Here is a 15,308-nt window from a genome sequence, read left to right on the forward strand (position 1 = left end):
AACAGGAAACGTACTGCACAAATTTTCACCGTTGCAGATGATTTTTGCGCCTTGTCGCTGCTGCGTGTGGTTGGTAAAGTAAGCGGATTTTGTTTTCCGCCCCAGCTTTCAGGATTATCCCTTAGTATGTTGAAAAAATTTCGTGGCATGTTTTCCAATGACCTGTCCATTGACCTGGGTACCGCGAATACCCTTATTTATGTAAAAGGACAAGGCATCGTATTGAATGAGCCTTCTGTTGTGGCCATTCGTCAGGATCGTGCAGGCTCGCCGAAAAGCGTGGCCGCAGTGGGTCATGACGCGAAGCAGATGCTGGGTCGTACCCCTGGCAACATCGCCGCTATTCGCCCAATGAAAGACGGCGTTATCGCTGATTTCTTCGTGACTGAAAAAATGCTTCAGCACTTCATCAAGCAGGTTCACAGCAACAGCTTCATGCGCCCAAGCCCGCGTGTTCTGGTGTGTGTGCCGGTTGGCGCAACCCAGGTAGAACGTCGCGCAATCCGTGAATCTGCCCAGGGTGCAGGCGCACGTGAAGTGTTCCTGATTGAAGAGCCAATGGCTGCGGCAATCGGTGCAGGTCTGCCAGTTTCTGAAGCCACCGGTTCTATGGTGGTGGATATCGGTGGTGGTACCACTGAAGTGGCCGTTATCTCGCTGAACGGCGTGGTGTACTCCTCCTCCGTACGTATCGGTGGTGACCGCTTCGATGAAGCCATCATCAATTACGTGCGCCGTAACTACGGCTCTCTGATCGGTGAAGCCACCGCAGAGCGTATCAAACACGAAATCGGTTCTGCATATCCGGGCGATGAAGTGCGTGAGATCGAAGTGCGTGGCCGTAACCTGGCGGAAGGTGTTCCACGCGGCTTTACCCTGAACTCCAACGAAATTCTGGAAGCACTGCAGGAACCACTGACGGGCATCGTGAGCGCGGTAATGGTTGCGCTGGAACAGTGCCCACCAGAGCTGGCGTCTGACATCTCCGAGCGCGGTATGGTTCTGACCGGTGGTGGTGCGCTGCTGCGTAACCTCGACCGCCTGTTGATGGAAGAGACAGGTATTCCTGTCGTAGTTGCAGAAGATCCACTGACTTGCGTCGCCCGCGGTGGTGGCAAGGCGCTGGAAATGATCGACATGCACGGCGGCGACTTGTTCAGCGAAGAGTAGTCATGGTGAAAGGGTAGCGAATCGCTACCCTTTCTCTCTGACACGAGAATACGCATAGCCTATGAAGCCAATTTTTAGCCGTGGCCCATCGCTACAGTTTCGCCTCATTCTGGCGGTTCTGGTTGCGCTTGGCGTCATTATTGCCGATAGCCGCCTCGGTACGTTCAGCCAGATCCGAACGTACATGGATACCGCCGTCAGTCCTTTCTACTTTATATCAAATGGTCCCCGTGAACTGCTCGACTCCGTTTCTCAAACGCTGTCTTCACGAGACCAGCTCGAACTTGAAAACCGGGCATTACGCCAGGAATTGCTGCTGAAAAACAGCGAACTGCTGATGCTGGGGCAATACAAGCAGGAAAACGCGCGTCTGCGTGAACTGCTCGGCTCGCCGCTGCGTCAGGACGAGCAGAAGATGGTTACCCAGGTGATCTCCACCGTGAACGACCCTTACAGCGATCAGGTTGTGATCGACAAAGGGAGCGTGAACGGGGTGTATGAAGGTCAGCCCGTCATCAGTGATAAGGGCGTAGTAGGCCAGGTCGTTGCCGTCGCCAAACTGACCAGCCGCGTGCTGCTGATTTGCGACGCCACCCACGCACTGCCGATCCAGGTCCTGCGTAACGATATCCGCGTGATTGCGGCCGGTAACGGCTGCACGGACGATCTGCAGCTGGAACATCTGCCTGCTAACACGGACATCCGTGTCGGCGACGTGCTGGTGACGTCCGGTCTCGGTGGACGCTTCCCTGAAGGTTACCCGGTTGCGGTGGTCTCTTCGGTTAAGCTGGATACGCAGCGTGCATACACCGTGATTCAGGCCCGTCCAACCGCCGGTTTACAGCGTCTGCGCTACCTGCTGCTGCTCTGGGGGGCCGATCGTAACGGTGCTAACCCGATGACGCCTGAAGAGGTGCATCGCGTGGCGAACGAACGCCTGATGCAGATGATGCCGCAGGTTCTTCCGCCAGCGGACTCTATGGGGCCGCCTGCGCCCGTGCCTGCGCCGGCAACCGGGTTAACGCAGCCGCAGCCTGATGCGCCGCCACCGCCTAAACTCTCTTCGGGAGGGCAGTAGTGGCAAGCTATCGTAGCCAGGGACGCTGGGTCATCTGGCTCTCGTTCCTCATTGCACTGTTGCTGCAGATTATGCCCTGGCCGGATAACATTCTCGTTTTCCGGCCAAACTGGGTCTTGCTCATTTTACTTTACTGGATCCTTGCCCTGCCGCATCGCGTAAATGTCGGCACGGGTTTTGTGATGGGTGCCATACTGGATCTCATTAGTGGCTCTACGCTGGGCGTGCGCGCCCTGTCCATGAGCATTATTGCGTACCTCGTCGCACTGAAATTCCAGCTCTTCCGTAACCTCGCGCTCTGGCAACAGGCCCTGGTCGTGATGCTGTTGTCGCTTGCTGCGGATATCGTTGTTTTCTGGGCAGAGTTTTTAGTGATCAACGTCTCTTTCCGACCGGAAGTGTTCTGGAGTAGTGTAGTAAACGGTGTGCTCTGGCCGTGGCTATTCCTGCTGATGCGTAAGGTTCGCCAGCAGTTTGCTGTGCAATAAAAGGTTTCTATGACGTCTCTGTATCTTGCTTCCGGCTCCCCGCGCCGTCAGGAACTCCTGACGCAGTTAGGGGTCTCTTTTGAACGCATCGTGACCGGCATTGAAGAAAAACGTGCTGAGGGCGAAAGTGCTCAGCAGTACGTGTCTCGTCTGGCACGCGAGAAAGCGCAGGCGGGCGTGGCCTGTGTGCCGCGCGATCTGCCCGTGCTGGGAGCAGATACCATCGTTATCCTTAACGGTGAAGTCCTCGAGAAACCGCATGACGCCGGCCATGCGGCGCGCATGCTGCGCAAGATGTCCGGGCAAACGCACCAGGTGATGACGGCCGTCGCGCTGGCGGACAGCCAGCACGTGCTGGATTGCCTGGTGGTTACGGATGTCACGTTCAGAGTGATTACCGACGACGAGATCGCCGCTTATATTGCCAGCGGTGAACCGATGGATAAAGCAGGTGCATACGGTATTCAAGGGTTGGGTGGCTGTTTTGTCAGGAAGATTAATGGCAGCTATCACGCCGTAGTCGGCTTACCGCTGGTGGAAACGTATGAGTTGCTGAGCAATTTTAACTCACTGCGTGAGGGAAGGGATAATTATGACGGCTGAATTGTTGGTAAACGTAACGCCATCGGAAACCCGTGTGGCCTATATTGACGGTGGCATTCTTCAGGAAATTCATATTGAGCGTGAAGCGCGGCGCGGAATAGTAGGCAATATCTACAAAGGTCGTGTCAGTCGTGTACTGCCGGGTATGCAGGCGGCTTTTGTAGATATTGGACTGGATAAGGCGGCATTTTTACATGCCTCCGACATCATGCCGCACACCGAGTGCGTCGCGGGCGAAGAGCAAAAGCAGTTTGCCGTGCGCGACATTTCCGAGCTGGTGCGTCAGGGCCAGGACTTAATGGTGCAGGTGGTGAAAGACCCCCTTGGCACCAAAGGTGCCCGTCTGACCACCGACATTACCTTACCTTCCCGCTATCTGGTCTTTATGCCCGGCGCGTCACACGTGGGCGTTTCGCAGCGTATTGAGAGCGAAAGCGAGCGCGAGCGGCTGAAGAAAGTGGTCAGCGCCTACTGCGATGAACAGGGCGGGTTTATTATCCGTACCGCTGCAGAAGGGATCAGCGAAGAAGACCTGGCGTCGGATGCGGCTTACCTGAAGCGCGTCTGGACCAAAGTGATGGAGCGTAAAAAACGCAACCAGACTCGCTACCAGCTGTACGGTGAGCTGGCGCTTGCGCAGCGCGTGCTGCGTGATTTTGCCGACGCGCAGCTCGACCGCATCCGCGTGGACTCTCGCCTGACATATGAAGCGCTGCTGGAGTTTACCGCTGAATACATCCCGGAAATGCCGGGCCTGCTGGAGCATTACACCGGGCGTCAGCCGATCTTCGATCTCTATGATGTCGAAAACGAGATCCAGCGAGCCCTGGAGCGTAAGGTCGAACTGAAGTCCGGCGGCTATCTGATCATCGATCAGACCGAAGCGATGACCACCGTCGATATCAACACCGGCGCGTTTGTCGGTCATCGCAATCTGGACGACACCATCTTCAACACCAACATCGAAGCCACGCAGGCGATTGCGCGTCAGCTTCGTCTGCGCAACCTCGGCGGCATTATCATCATCGACTTTATCGATATGAGTAATGAAGACCATCGTCGTCGCGTGCTGCACTCGCTGGAACAGGCGCTGAGTAAAGATCGCGTGAAGACCAGCATCAATGGCTTCTCGCAGCTCGGCCTGGTGGAAATGACCCGGAAACGGACCCGCGAAAGCGTGGAACATGTCCTGTGTAATGAGTGTCCAACCTGCCATGGACGCGGAACGGTAAAGACGGTGGAGACGGTCTGCTACGAGATCATGCGTGAAATTGTCCGTGTCCATCATGCCTACGACTCAGACCGTTTTCTGGTCTATGCTTCCCCTGCGGTGGCTGAAGCCCTGAAAGGCGAAGAGTCGCACGCGCTGGCGGAAGTGGAAATCTTTGTCGGCAAACAGGTAAAAGTACAAATTGAACCGCTCTATAACCAGGAGCAGTTTGACGTCGTAATGATGTAAAACGCAGTACGCTGCGTGACGAAAGCTGACAAGGAGAGATGCGTGAGGCGATTGCCGGGGATTTTAGTGCTTACAGGGGCAACGCTGGTCGTGATTGTCGCGTTGCTCGTGAGCGGGCTACGCCTCGTTTTACCGCATCTGGACAGCTGGCGTCCGCAGCTGCTGGCGAAAATCGAATCCACCACCGGCGTGCCGGTCGACGTAAGCCAGGTTAGCGCCAGCTGGCAGAATTTTGGCCCGACGCTGGATGTCCGTGACATCAACGCCAGCCTGAAAGATGGCGGTCATCTCAAAATCAAACGCGTAACCCTGGCGCTGGACGTCTGGCAAAGCCTGCTGCATCTGCGCTGGCAGTTTCGCGATCTCACCTTTTATCAACTCCAGTTTCTGACCAATACGCCGCTGACGGGCGGTGATAACAATCAGGGCCTGGAAGCCAACCGCTTCAGCGATCTCTTCCTCCGCCAGTTCGATCATTTCGATCTGCGCGACAGCGAAGTGAGCTTTATTACCCTTTCTGGCCAGCGCGCCGAACTGGCGATCCCGCAGCTGACCTGGCTTAACGGCAAGGATCGACACCGCGCCGAGGGGCAGGTCAATCTTTCCAGCCTGAACGGCCAGCACGGCGTCATGCAGGTGCGTATGGACTTGCGTGACGATGACGGCCTGTTAAACAACGGCAAAGTCTGGCTGCAGGCCGACGATGTGGATGTAAAGCCCTGGCTCGGCGACTGGCTGCAGCAAAACATGCAGCTGGAAACCGTCCGTTTCAGCCTTGAGGGCTGGATGACTCTGACGAAAGGGAAATTTGCCAGCGGCGATATCTGGCTGAAGCAAGGGGGCGCGAGCTGGAAGGGTGAAAGACAGCAGCATCAGCTTTCCGTCGATAACCTCACCGCGCACGTGACGCAGGAAAAAGAGGGCTGGCAGTTCGCCATCCCGGATACGCGCATCACGATGGACGGCAAGGCGTGGCCGCGCGGTGCGCTGACGCTGGCCTGGATGCCGGAGCAGGACGTGGGCGGCGCGGCGAGTAAACGCAGCGATGAGCTGCGCATCCGCGCCAGTAACCTGGATCTGGCGTCCATTGAAGGCCTGCGCTCCATGGCGGCAAAGCTCTCTCCGGACCTGGGCGAGATCTGGCTGGCAACGCAGCCGAGCGGAAAAATTGATTCTCTGGCGCTGGATATCCCGCTTCAGGCGACGGAAAAAACCCGTTTCCAGGCAACATGGAAAGATCTTGCCTGGAAGCAGTGGAAGATGCTGCCGGGCGCGGAGCATTTCAGCGGCAAGCTGGAAGGCAGCGTGGAGAACGGCAGGCTCACGGCCGATATGCACAACGCTAAAATGCCTTACGAGACGGTCTTCCGCGCGCCGCTGGAAATTGAGCAGGGCAGCGCGGTGCTTAACTGGCTCCGTAACGATAAGGGCTTCCAGCTTGATGGTCGCCATATCGACGTCAAAGCCAAAGCGGTACACGCGCGGGGTGACTTCCGCTATTTACAGCCGCAGGGTGACGAACCGTGGCTGGGCATTCTGGCCGGGATCAGTACCGATGACGGTTCTCAGGCCTGGCGCTATTTCCCGGAAAATCTGATGGGTAAAGCGCTGGTCGACTATCTGAGCGGCGCAATTCAGGGCGGTCAGGCGGAAAACGCCACGCTGGTCTACGGCGGTAACCCGCATCTTTTCCCGTACAAACATAATGAGGGGCAGTTCCAGGTGCTGGTGCCGCTGCACGACGCCACCTTCGCGTTCCAGCCGGGCTGGCCCGCGCTGAAAAACCTGGATATCGAGCTTAACTTCCTCAACGACGGATTATGGATGAAGGCGGACAGCGTTGCGCTGGGAGGCGTAACGGCCAGCAACCTGACGGCCAACATCCCGGACTACTCAAAAGAGAAGCTGCTGATTGATGCCGACATCAACGGCCCGGGGAAAGCGGTGGGGCCGTACTTTGAGGAGACGCCACTCAAAGAGTCGCTGGCGGCGACCCTTCAGCAGCTCCAGCTCGATGGCGATGTGAATGCTCGCTTACATCTGGATATCCCGCTGGACGGTGAAATGACCACCGCCAAAGGTGACGTCCGTCTGAAGAACAACAGCCTGTACATTAAACCGCTTGATAGCACCCTGAAAGACCTCAGCGGACAGTTCAGCTTTGTGAACGGTAATTTGAAAAGCGAGCCGCTGACCGCCAGCTGGTTTAATCAGCCGGTGAATATCGACTTCTCTACAGCCGAGGGGCAAAAGGCTTATCAGGTGGCCGTTAATCTGGACGGCAACTGGCAGCCGTCGCGTATGGACGTCCTGCCGAAGCCGATTGAGGCGTCAGTAGCGGGCGCGGTCGCCTGGCAGGGCAAAGTGGCAATCGACCTGCCTTATCACGCGGGTGCACACTATAAGGTCGACATTACGGGTGACCTGAAGAATCTTCAAAGCCAGCTGCCTGCGCCGCTGGATAAACAGGCCGGACAGCCGCTGCCGGTGAAGCTTAACGTGGATGGCAATCTGGACAGCTTCGCGCTGACCGGAAGCGCGGGCGGAACAAACCACTTTAACAGCCGCTGGCTGCTTAACCGCAAGCTTACCCTCGACAAAGCCATCTGGACGACGGACAGCAAAACCACGCCGCCGTTGCCTGAGCATGCGGGCGTTGAGCTGAATCTCCCGCCGATGGACGGCGCAGAGTGGCTGGCGCTGTTCCAGAAAGGCGTTGGGCAAAACGTTGATGAGGCCGCCCAGTTCCCGCAGACCATTACCGTACGCACGCCGTCGCTGATGCTGGGCGGACAGCAGTGGAACAATCTGAGCATTGTCTCCCAGCCAACCGCTAACGGCTCAAAAGTAGAGGCGCAGGGCCGGGAAATCAACGGCACGCTGACCATGCGCAATAACGCGCCGTGGCAGGCAGCGATCCGCTATCTCTACTACAACCCGGCTGCTGCGAGTAAAGATAAACCGGCGAATACATCGCCGCTGAGTAATACTACTCGCGTCGATTTTAGCGGCTGGCCCGATCTGCAGCTGCGCTGCGCGGAGTGCTGGCTGTGGGGGCAAAAATATGGCCGTATCGACGGTGATTTTGCCATCCAGGGGAATACGCTCAAGCTCTCCGGCGGATTGATCGACACCGGCTTTGGCCGCATGACGGCGGGTGGAGAGTGGGTGAATAACCCGGGCGAGCAGCGCACGTCTCTGAAGGGCGACATTAAAGGCAACAAGCTGGATGCGGCAGCCAACTTCTTTGGCATCAGCACGCCGCTGCGCGGCTCCTCGTTTAACGTTAATTACGATCTTCACTGGCGTGCCGCGCCGTGGACACCGGACGAAGCGTCACTGAACGGTATTCTGAAAACACACTTTGGCAAAGGTGAAATCGCCGACGTGAGCACGGGGCGCGCCGGGCAGATCCTGCGCCTCCTCAGCTTTGATGCGCTGCTGCGCAAGCTGCGCTTCGATTTCAGCGACACCTTCAGCGAAGGTTTCTATTACGATTCCATCCGCAGTACGGCGTGGATCAAGGACGGCGTTCTGCACACGGACGACACGCTGGTGGATGGGCTGGAAGCGGACATCGCCATGAAAGGCTCAGTCAACCTCGTGCGTCGCGAGCTGGATATGGAAGCCGTGGTGGCGCCGGAAATTTCCGCCAGCGTGGGCGTGGCGGCGGCCTTTGTGGTTAACCCGATTGTCGGTGCGGCGGTGTTTGCCGCCAGTAAAGTGCTGGGGCCGCTGTGGAGCAAGGTCTCCATTCTGCGCTACCGCATTACCGGTCCGGTGGATAAACCGCAGATTAACGAGGTGCTGCGCCAGCCGCGCAAAGATGCACAGCAATGATTTGACGTGGGCTGGTAATTGCCTCACTCTCAATAAATACGATCTTTATACCGCCACGGGCGGCAACGAACGAGTAGCAATACTATGAGTCTGAACCTGGTAAGTGAACATTTGCTCGCAGCGAACGGCCTGAGCCATCAGGACCTGTTCTCCATTCTTGGTCAACTGACCGAACGCCGTCTCGACTACGGCGATCTCTATTTCCAGTCGAGCTATCACGAATCCTGGGTTTTAGAAGACAGCATCATCAAAGATGGCTCATATAACATTGACCAGGGCGTCGGCGTGCGAGCCATCAGCGGCGAAAAAACCGGTTTTGCCTATGCCGACCAGATTAGCCTGGCCGCGCTTGAGCAGAGCGCGCAGGCCGCGCGTACCATTGTGCGCGATGCCGGCGACGGTCGCGTGAAAACCCTGGGTGAAGTGCAGCACTCCGCGCTTTATACCAGCATCGACCCGCTGCAGAGCATGAGCCGCGAAGAGAAGCTGGACATCCTGCGCCGCGTGGACAAAGTGGCGCGCGCTGCCGACAAACGTGTTCAGGAAGTTTCCGCCAGCCTGAGCGGTGTGTATGAACTGATTCTGGTGGCGGCAACGGACGGTACGCTCGCGGCCGATGTGCGTCCGCTGGTGCGTCTCTCCATCAGCGTGCAGGTCGATGACAACGGCAAACGCGAGCGCGGCTCAAGCGGCGGCGGCGGTCGTTTCGGCTATGACTGGTTCCTGGGTGATGTTGACGGCGAAGCGCGCGCTGACGCGTGGGCTAAAGAAGCCGTGCGCATGGCGCTGGTGAATCTTAATGCTGTTGCGGCGCCGGCCGGGACATTCCCGGTGGTGCTGGGCGCAGGCTGGCCGGGCGTGCTGCTGCACGAAGCGGTGGGCCACGGTCTGGAAGGCGATTTTAACCGTCGTGGGACGTCCGTGTTCAGCGGCCAGATCGGACAGCTCGTCTCCTCTGAGCTTTGCACCGTAGTAGATGATGGCACCATGCTTGACCGCCGCGGCTCGATTTCTATCGACGATGAAGGTACGCCAGGCCAGTACAACGTGCTGATCGAAAACGGCGTTCTGAAAGGCTACATGCAGGACAAACTCAACGCGCGCCTGATGGGCGTAGCGCCAACGGGTAACGGCCGCCGTGAATCTTACGCGCACCTGCCGATGCCGCGCATGACCAACACTTATATGCTGCCGGGCAAATCCACGCCGCAGGAGATTATCGAATCCGTGGATTACGGTATCTTTGCGCCAAACTTTGGCGGCGGCCAGGTGGATATCACATCCGGTAAGTTTGTCTTCTCGACTTCAGAAGCGTACCTGATTGAGAAGGGCAAAGTGACCAAAGCGGTGAAGGGCGCGACCCTGATTGGCTCCGGCATTGAAGCGATGCAGCAGATTTCCATGGTCGGTAACGATCTGAAGCTGGATAACGGCGTGGGTGTTTGCGGTAAAGAAGGCCAGAGCCTGCCGGTTGGTGTGGGTCAGCCAACGCTGAAAGTGGATAATCTGACGGTGGGCGGCACGGCCTGACCTGAGCAAACATAAAAAATGGCGCTACAGATGTAGCGCCATTTTTTTAACGTAAGTTACCCAGCGGGATCTCCGGATCCGGCTCGTGAGTAATGCGGTTACGCAAGTCACGTCGAATGATTTCGATCGACCAGAACCAGACCAGATGACCCACGATCTCTGACACGTGTTCATACCAGGGCAGATCAAACAGCGGTGGCGTCAGCCCCATCAGCGGGAAGGAGAGCATGTGAACAAAAAGCTGTGCCAATGCACCCGCCAGCAAACCCTGCCAGAGTTTAATTTTCGGGAAGACTTCAGCAACGACACAATACCCAACCGCGAAGACGATTGAGAAAATAATATGCGTGACGCCGACCCAGTTAAATATATGTCCGGCAAAGGTATAAACTGCTGCGTTAGGATCAACTACGCCCAGCCAGTCGCGTAAAAAAACATAGGGTGGATTTAAAAAATTGCGAGAGCAATCTATTTGGCCTGCGGCTCTTATTAATTGCTCAGGGCCGCATGCGCCGGTAAATAAATCGGTGGGACTGCGTGGCGGGAGTGGTATCTCGGCTCCCCATTTGACAAACGCGGAGACAATTCCTGCAATTAAGCCAATGAACGCGGCGAGTCCGTAGCGCCTGCGTGACGGCGGTGTTTGTTCAAATAGATTCATTTCGTTTCCTTGTTTAACGTCATCCTGCGAAATACATTTTATTATTCAAATCAGCAACAAAATAATAACAGTCTGAATGCCAGACTGTTTATAAGGTAAAGGGCAGGCGGCGGCAGTGTCAATTCGCTATTCCTGATAGAAGCTAAAGAATATTCCTGGATGAAGGCCGGCTTCATCCTGTAATATTAATGGCGCGGATATTTCAGAAATTAATTACTTATTCCTTTCTTCTTCCGCGCATTCCCTGAAACAGCTCTGCTACGTCGACAAAATAGTCGGTCAGATAGTTAATACACACCTGTACTTTGAGGGGCAGCTTGTCCTTCTCGGTATACAGAGCGTAGACCGGGCGTGGATCGGACTGATAGCGCGGGAAGAGGATCTCCAGCACGCCGCTGTTGATCTCATTGATCACCCACATCAGCGGCACGTAGGCGATCCCGGCGCCGGCCACCAGCCAGCGCGAAATGGTCATCGGATCGTTGGTGACGAACCGGCCTTCCGGCAGCAGCCTGGTGGAGATCCCTTCCGGAGCAATCAGTTCAAATTCATTATCGGGGCGGACGCTGTACTCCAGCCAGGAGTGGTTAGCGAGATCGGCAGGTTTCTCCGGCACACCGTACTGCGCCAGATAGCTCTTCGAGGCACAGACCACCATCGGCATGCTCCCGAGGCGACGCGAGAACAGGCTGGAGTCCTGCAACGCGCCAACGCGGATCACCACGTCTAAACCATCGGCGATCAGGTCTGGGGCAGGGATGCCCGTCACCAGATTGACGGTAAGCCCAGGGTACTCTTTCAGCATGTCCGCCGTCATGGCAGCGAGAACATTTTGTGCCATAGTTGAAGAACACCCTATACGCAGCGTGCCGATGGGCGTGTTGTTAAAGGCATAGAGTTGTTCGTGAACATCCTGCACTTCATGCAGCATGCGGCGACAGCCCTGATAGTAAATTTTACCGGCTTCCGTCAACCCGATGCTGCGGGTGCTGCGGTTGAGCAGCTTAACCTGAAGCTCATCTTCCAGTTTGGACACCGTCTGGCTGATGGATGAGACGCTCATCTGAAGCTGGCGCGCAGCGGCGGTAAATGAGCCGAGTTCAACCACTTTGGCGAAGACGGACATGCGTTTTAAACGTTCCATTGTTCACTCTGGCTTAAAAGTGATTTAGATCACATATGATAGATAACAACATAACAGTTACGTTAATATATTATTAATTACATAACGGCTGCGCCATTCTCGCCCTGCGTTTCTAGCTCTCCTGCGATGGCGTGCGCTAAAAAATTCTGAAGCCTGCACTCTCTCTTATCAAGGTCAACATGAGTCTGTTTCCCGTTATCGTGGTGTTCGGTCTGTCGTTCCCACCGATATTTTTCGAGCTTCTTTTATCACTGGCGATCTTCTGGCTGGTGCGCAAGGTGCTGGTCCCGACTGGGATCTACGATTTCGTCTGGCACCCTGCATTGTTCAATACCGCGCTGTATTGCTGCCTGTTTTACCTGATATCGCGCATGTTTGTCTGAGGTTGATGTGAAAACGCTAACAAGAAAAATCTCCCGCACCGCCATTACCATGGCGCTGGTTATCCTCGCGTTCATCGCTATTTTTCGCGCCTGGGTTTATTACACCGAATCACCGTGGACGCGTGACGCGCGCTTTAGCGCCGATGTGGTGGCAATTGCCCCCGACGTGGCCGGCCTTATCACGGCGGTTAACGTTCACGATAACCAGCTGGTGAAGAAAGATCAGGTCCTGTTCACCATCGACCAGCCTCGTTACCAGAAGGCGCTGGAGGAAGCAGAAGCAGACGTGGCCTATTACCAGGCGCTGGCCGCAGAGAAACGCCGAGAGGCAGGCCGTCGTAACCAGCTGGGCGTTCAGGCCATGTCCCGCGAAGAGATTGACCAGTCCAACAACGTGCTGCAAACCGTGCTGCACCAGTTAGCGAAAGCGCAGGCAACGCGCGATCTGGCGAAGCTCGACCTGGAGCGTACCGTGATCCGCGCGCCGGCCGATGGCTGGGTGACCAACCTGAACGTCTATGCCGGGGAGTTTATCACCCGTGGCTCAACCGCCGTGGCGCTGGTTAAACAGAACTCCTTCTACGTGCTCGCCTATATGGAAGAGACCAAGCTGGAGGGCGTTCGTCCGGGTTATCGCGCAGAAGTCACGCCGCTTGGCAGCAACCGCGTCTTTAAAGGTACCGTCGACAGCGTTGCCGCAGGGGTAACCAACTCCAGCAGCTCTAACGATGCCAAAGGGATGGCGACGGTGGATTCTAACCTGGAGTGGGTGCGTCTGGCGCAACGCGTGCCGGTACGTATTCATCTGGATGAGCAGCAGGGCAACCTGTGGCCAGCGGGTACCACGGCGACGGTGGTGATCACCGGAGAAAAAGATCGGGATGCCAGCCAGGATTCCCTCTTCCGTAAAATTGCCCATCGCCTGCGCGAGTTTGGTTAATCGCCATGGGTATCTTTTCCATCGCCAGTCAGCACATTCGCTTCGCCGTGAAGCTGGCGTGCGCCATCGTGCTGGCGCTGTTCGTTGGCTTCCACTTCCAGCTTGAAACCCCTCGCTGGGCGGTGCTGACCGCCGCGATTGTCGCGGCGGGCCCTGCCTTCGCCGCGGGTGGAGAACCCTACTCTGGTGCGATCCGCTATCGCGGGATGCTGCGTATCATCGGGACGTTTATCGGCTGTTTCGCGGCGCTGACCATTATTATTCTGATGATCCGCACGCCGCTGCTGATGCTAATGGTGTGCTGCATCTGGGCAGGCTTCTGCACCTGGGTCTCGTCTCTGGTAAAAGTGGAGAACTCCTACGCCTGGGGGCTGGCGGGCTATACCGCGCTGATCATTGTCATCACCATCCAAAGCGAACCGCTGCTCGCGCCGCAGTTTGCCGTGGAGCGCTGCAGCGAGATTGTGATTGGTATTGTCTGCGCGATCGTGGCTGACCTGCTTTTCTCCCCGCGCTCGATCAAGCAAGAGGTGGATCGCGAGCTGGACGCGCTGATCGTTGCTCAGTACCAGCTGATGCAGCTGTGCATTAAACACGGCGACAGCGAAGAGGTGGATAAAGCCTGGAGCGGGCTGGTTCGTCGTACGCAGGCGCTGGAAGGGATGCGCAGCAACCTCAATATGGAGTCGTCTCGCTGGGCGCGGGCGAATCGTCGCCTTAAAGCCCTGAATACCGTCTCCTTAACGCTGATTACCCAGGCCTGCGAAACCTATCTTATCCAGAACACCCGCCCGGAATCGGTCACCGACACGTTCCGTGAGCTGTTTGCCGAGCCGGTAGAGACCGTACAGGACGTGCATAAGCAGCTTAAGCGCATGCGCCGGGTGATTGCCTGGACCGGGGAGCGCGAGACGCCGGTGACGATCTACACCTGGGTTGGGGCCGCAACGCGCTATCAGCTGCTTAAGCGCGGCGTGATCGGTAACACCAAAATCAGCGCGGCGGAAGAAGAGGTGCTCCAGGGCGAAGTGGTGATCAAGGCGGAGTCTGCCGAGCGCCATCACGCGATGGTCAACTTCTGGCGTACCACGCTTGCCTGTATGCTCGGCACGCTGTTCTGGCTGTGGACGGGCTGGACGTCCGGCAGCGGCGCGATGGTGATGATTGCCGTCGTGACCGCACTGGCGATGCGTCTGCCTAACCCGCGCATGGTCGCCATTGATTTCCTCTACGGCACCATCGCCGCGCTGCCGATAGGCGCGCTCTATTTCCTGGTCATCATCCCGTCGACGCAGCAGAGCATGCTGCTGCTCTGTATTAGCCTGGCGGTGATGGCGTTCTTTATCGGCATTGAAGTGCAAAAGCGCCGCCTGGGATCGCTGGGGGCGCTGGCGAGTACGATTAACATCATCGTGCTGGATAACCCGATGACCTTCCACTTCAGCCAGTTCCTCGACAGCGCGCTGGGTCAGCTGGTGGGCTGCTTCCTGGCGATGATGGTGATTCTGCTGGTCCGGGATAACTCGCAGGCGCGGACGGGGCGCGTATTGCTGAACCAGTTTGTATCGGCTGCCGTGTCGTCGATGACTACCAATACCGCGCGTCGTAAAGAGAACCACCTGCCCGCGCTCTACCAGCAGCTGTTTTTACTGCTGAACAAGTTCCCGGGCGACATAGCGAAGTTCCGCCTGGCGTTAACCATGATCATCGCGCACCAGCGTCTGCGCAACGCGCCGGTGCCGATCAACGACGATCTCTCGGCCTTCCACCGTCAGCTGCGTCGTACCGCCGACCATGTGCTTTCCGCCAGCAGTGACGACAAACGCCGTCGTTACTTTACCCAACTGCTTGAAGAACTGGATATTTATCAGGAAAAACTCAAGCACTGGCAAGCGCCGCCACAGGTGACCGAGCCGGTAGGGCGGCTGGTGTTTATGCTGCATCGCTACCAGAATGCCCTCACGGATAACTGACTGAAGTAAAAAAACCGACGCCAAAAGCGCCGGTTTTTT

General features: G+C 56.9%; 12 protein-coding genes. 10 read left to right on the forward strand and 2 right to left on the reverse strand.

Annotated elements, in window-relative coordinates; translation table 11 throughout:
- Window positions 1-126: 126 nt before the first annotated feature.
- The 7 genes from mreB (at window position 127) to tldD (ending at window position 10,168) form a co-directional block, all read left to right on the forward strand.
- On the forward strand, window positions 127-1,170 hold the full coding sequence (gene mreB, locus IM314_RS11355; protein ID WP_000913396.1) for a rod shape-determining protein MreB: 1,044 nt from the start codon (window positions 127-129) through the stop codon (window positions 1,168-1,170).
- Window positions 1,171-1,231: 61 nt separating this feature from the next.
- Complete coding sequence (mreC, locus tag IM314_RS11360) at window positions 1,232-2,248, forward strand: rod shape-determining protein MreC (protein WP_028014605.1); 1,017 nt, start codon at window positions 1,232-1,234, stop codon at window positions 2,246-2,248.
- Entirely contained in the window at window positions 2,248-2,736 is a 489-nt protein-coding gene (gene mreD, locus IM314_RS11365; RefSeq protein ID WP_008502849.1) for a rod shape-determining protein MreD, read from the forward strand. Before mreC ends, mreD begins: the two co-directional genes overlap by 1 nt.
- A gap of 9 nt (window positions 2,737-2,745) precedes the next feature.
- Window positions 2,746-3,339 carry a nucleoside triphosphate pyrophosphatase gene (locus IM314_RS11370; RefSeq protein WP_041907832.1) on the forward strand — a complete coding sequence of 198 codons (594 nt, stop codon included), beginning with the start codon at window positions 2,746-2,748 and terminating at the stop codon, window positions 3,337-3,339.
- Complete coding sequence (gene rng, locus IM314_RS11375) at window positions 3,329-4,798, forward strand: ribonuclease G (protein WP_008502847.1); 1,470 nt, start codon at window positions 3,329-3,331, stop codon at window positions 4,796-4,798. The genes IM314_RS11370 and rng overlap by 11 nt, the downstream gene beginning before the upstream one ends.
- Before the next feature lie 42 nt (window positions 4,799-4,840).
- Window positions 4,841-8,638, forward strand: a complete 3,798-nt coding sequence (gene yhdP / locus IM314_RS11380) for an AsmA2 domain-containing protein YhdP (RefSeq protein ID WP_193359023.1) — start codon at window positions 4,841-4,843, stop codon at window positions 8,636-8,638.
- An 84-nt stretch (window positions 8,639-8,722) separates the two neighbouring features.
- Window positions 8,723-10,168, forward strand: coding sequence for a metalloprotease TldD (tldD, locus tag IM314_RS11385; RefSeq protein ID WP_028014602.1), 1,446 nt, complete (start codon window positions 8,723-8,725; stop codon window positions 10,166-10,168).
- Window positions 10,169-10,214: 46 nt separating this feature from the next.
- On the opposite strand, the gene IM314_RS11390 is transcribed toward tldD, so the two are convergent.
- A complete protein-coding gene (locus IM314_RS11390) occupies window positions 10,215-10,829 on the reverse strand; it encodes a YagU family protein (protein WP_193359022.1) in 615 nt (204 codons plus the stop codon).
- A 217-nt stretch (window positions 10,830-11,046) separates the two neighbouring features.
- Window positions 11,047-11,973: an HTH-type transcriptional activator AaeR gene (aaeR, locus tag IM314_RS11395; protein WP_028014600.1), complete on the reverse strand. Its 927-nt coding sequence runs from the start codon at window positions 11,971-11,973 to the stop codon at window positions 11,047-11,049.
- Window positions 11,974-12,152: 179 nt separating this feature from the next.
- Between aaeR and aaeX the strand changes: the two genes are divergently transcribed.
- The 3 genes from aaeX to aaeB are packed head-to-tail and all read left to right on the forward strand — an operon-like array spanning window position 12,153 to window position 15,269.
- Window positions 12,153-12,356, forward strand: coding sequence for a p-hydroxybenzoic acid efflux pump operon protein AaeX (aaeX, locus tag IM314_RS11400; protein WP_003860416.1), 204 nt, complete (start codon window positions 12,153-12,155; stop codon window positions 12,354-12,356).
- Window positions 12,357-12,363: 7 nt separating this feature from the next.
- Window positions 12,364-13,296, forward strand: coding sequence for a p-hydroxybenzoic acid efflux pump subunit AaeA (gene aaeA / locus IM314_RS11405; protein ID WP_028014599.1), 933 nt, complete (start codon window positions 12,364-12,366; stop codon window positions 13,294-13,296).
- Between the two features lie 5 nt (window positions 13,297-13,301).
- Entirely contained in the window at window positions 13,302-15,269 is a 1,968-nt protein-coding gene (gene aaeB, locus IM314_RS11410; protein WP_193359021.1) for a p-hydroxybenzoic acid efflux pump subunit AaeB, read from the forward strand.
- Window positions 15,270-15,308: the final 39 nt, after the last annotated feature.

It is taken from the genome of Enterobacter cloacae complex sp. P42RS (assembly GCF_014930595.1).
Lineage (GTDB): Bacteria > Pseudomonadota > Gammaproteobacteria > Enterobacterales > Enterobacteriaceae > Enterobacter > Enterobacter bugandensis.

Excerpts from the sequence above, each read along its gene's own strand:
- IM314_RS11370 (WP_041907832.1), top strand. The coding sequence starts at position 2,746 with ATGACGTCTCTGTATCTTGCTTCCGGCTCCCCGCGCCGTCAGGAACTC.
- mreC (WP_028014605.1), top strand. The coding sequence starts at position 1,232 with ATGAAGCCAATTTTTAGCCGTGGCCCATCGCTACAGTTTCGCCTCATT.
- aaeR (WP_028014600.1), bottom strand. The coding sequence starts at position 11,973 with ATGGAACGTTTAAAACGCATGTCCGTCTTCGCCAAAGTGGTTGAACTC.
- rng (WP_008502847.1), top strand. The coding sequence starts at position 3,329 with ATGACGGCTGAATTGTTGGTAAACGTAACGCCATCGGAAACCCGTGTG.
- tldD (WP_028014602.1), top strand. The coding sequence starts at position 8,723 with ATGAGTCTGAACCTGGTAAGTGAACATTTGCTCGCAGCGAACGGCCTG.
- mreB (WP_000913396.1), top strand. The coding sequence starts at position 127 with ATGTTGAAAAAATTTCGTGGCATGTTTTCCAATGACCTGTCCATTGAC.
- aaeB (WP_193359021.1), top strand. The coding sequence starts at position 13,302 with ATGGGTATCTTTTCCATCGCCAGTCAGCACATTCGCTTCGCCGTGAAG.
- aaeX (WP_003860416.1), top strand. The coding sequence starts at position 12,153 with ATGAGTCTGTTTCCCGTTATCGTGGTGTTCGGTCTGTCGTTCCCACCG.
- IM314_RS11390 (WP_193359022.1), bottom strand. The coding sequence starts at position 10,829 with ATGAATCTATTTGAACAAACACCGCCGTCACGCAGGCGCTACGGACTC.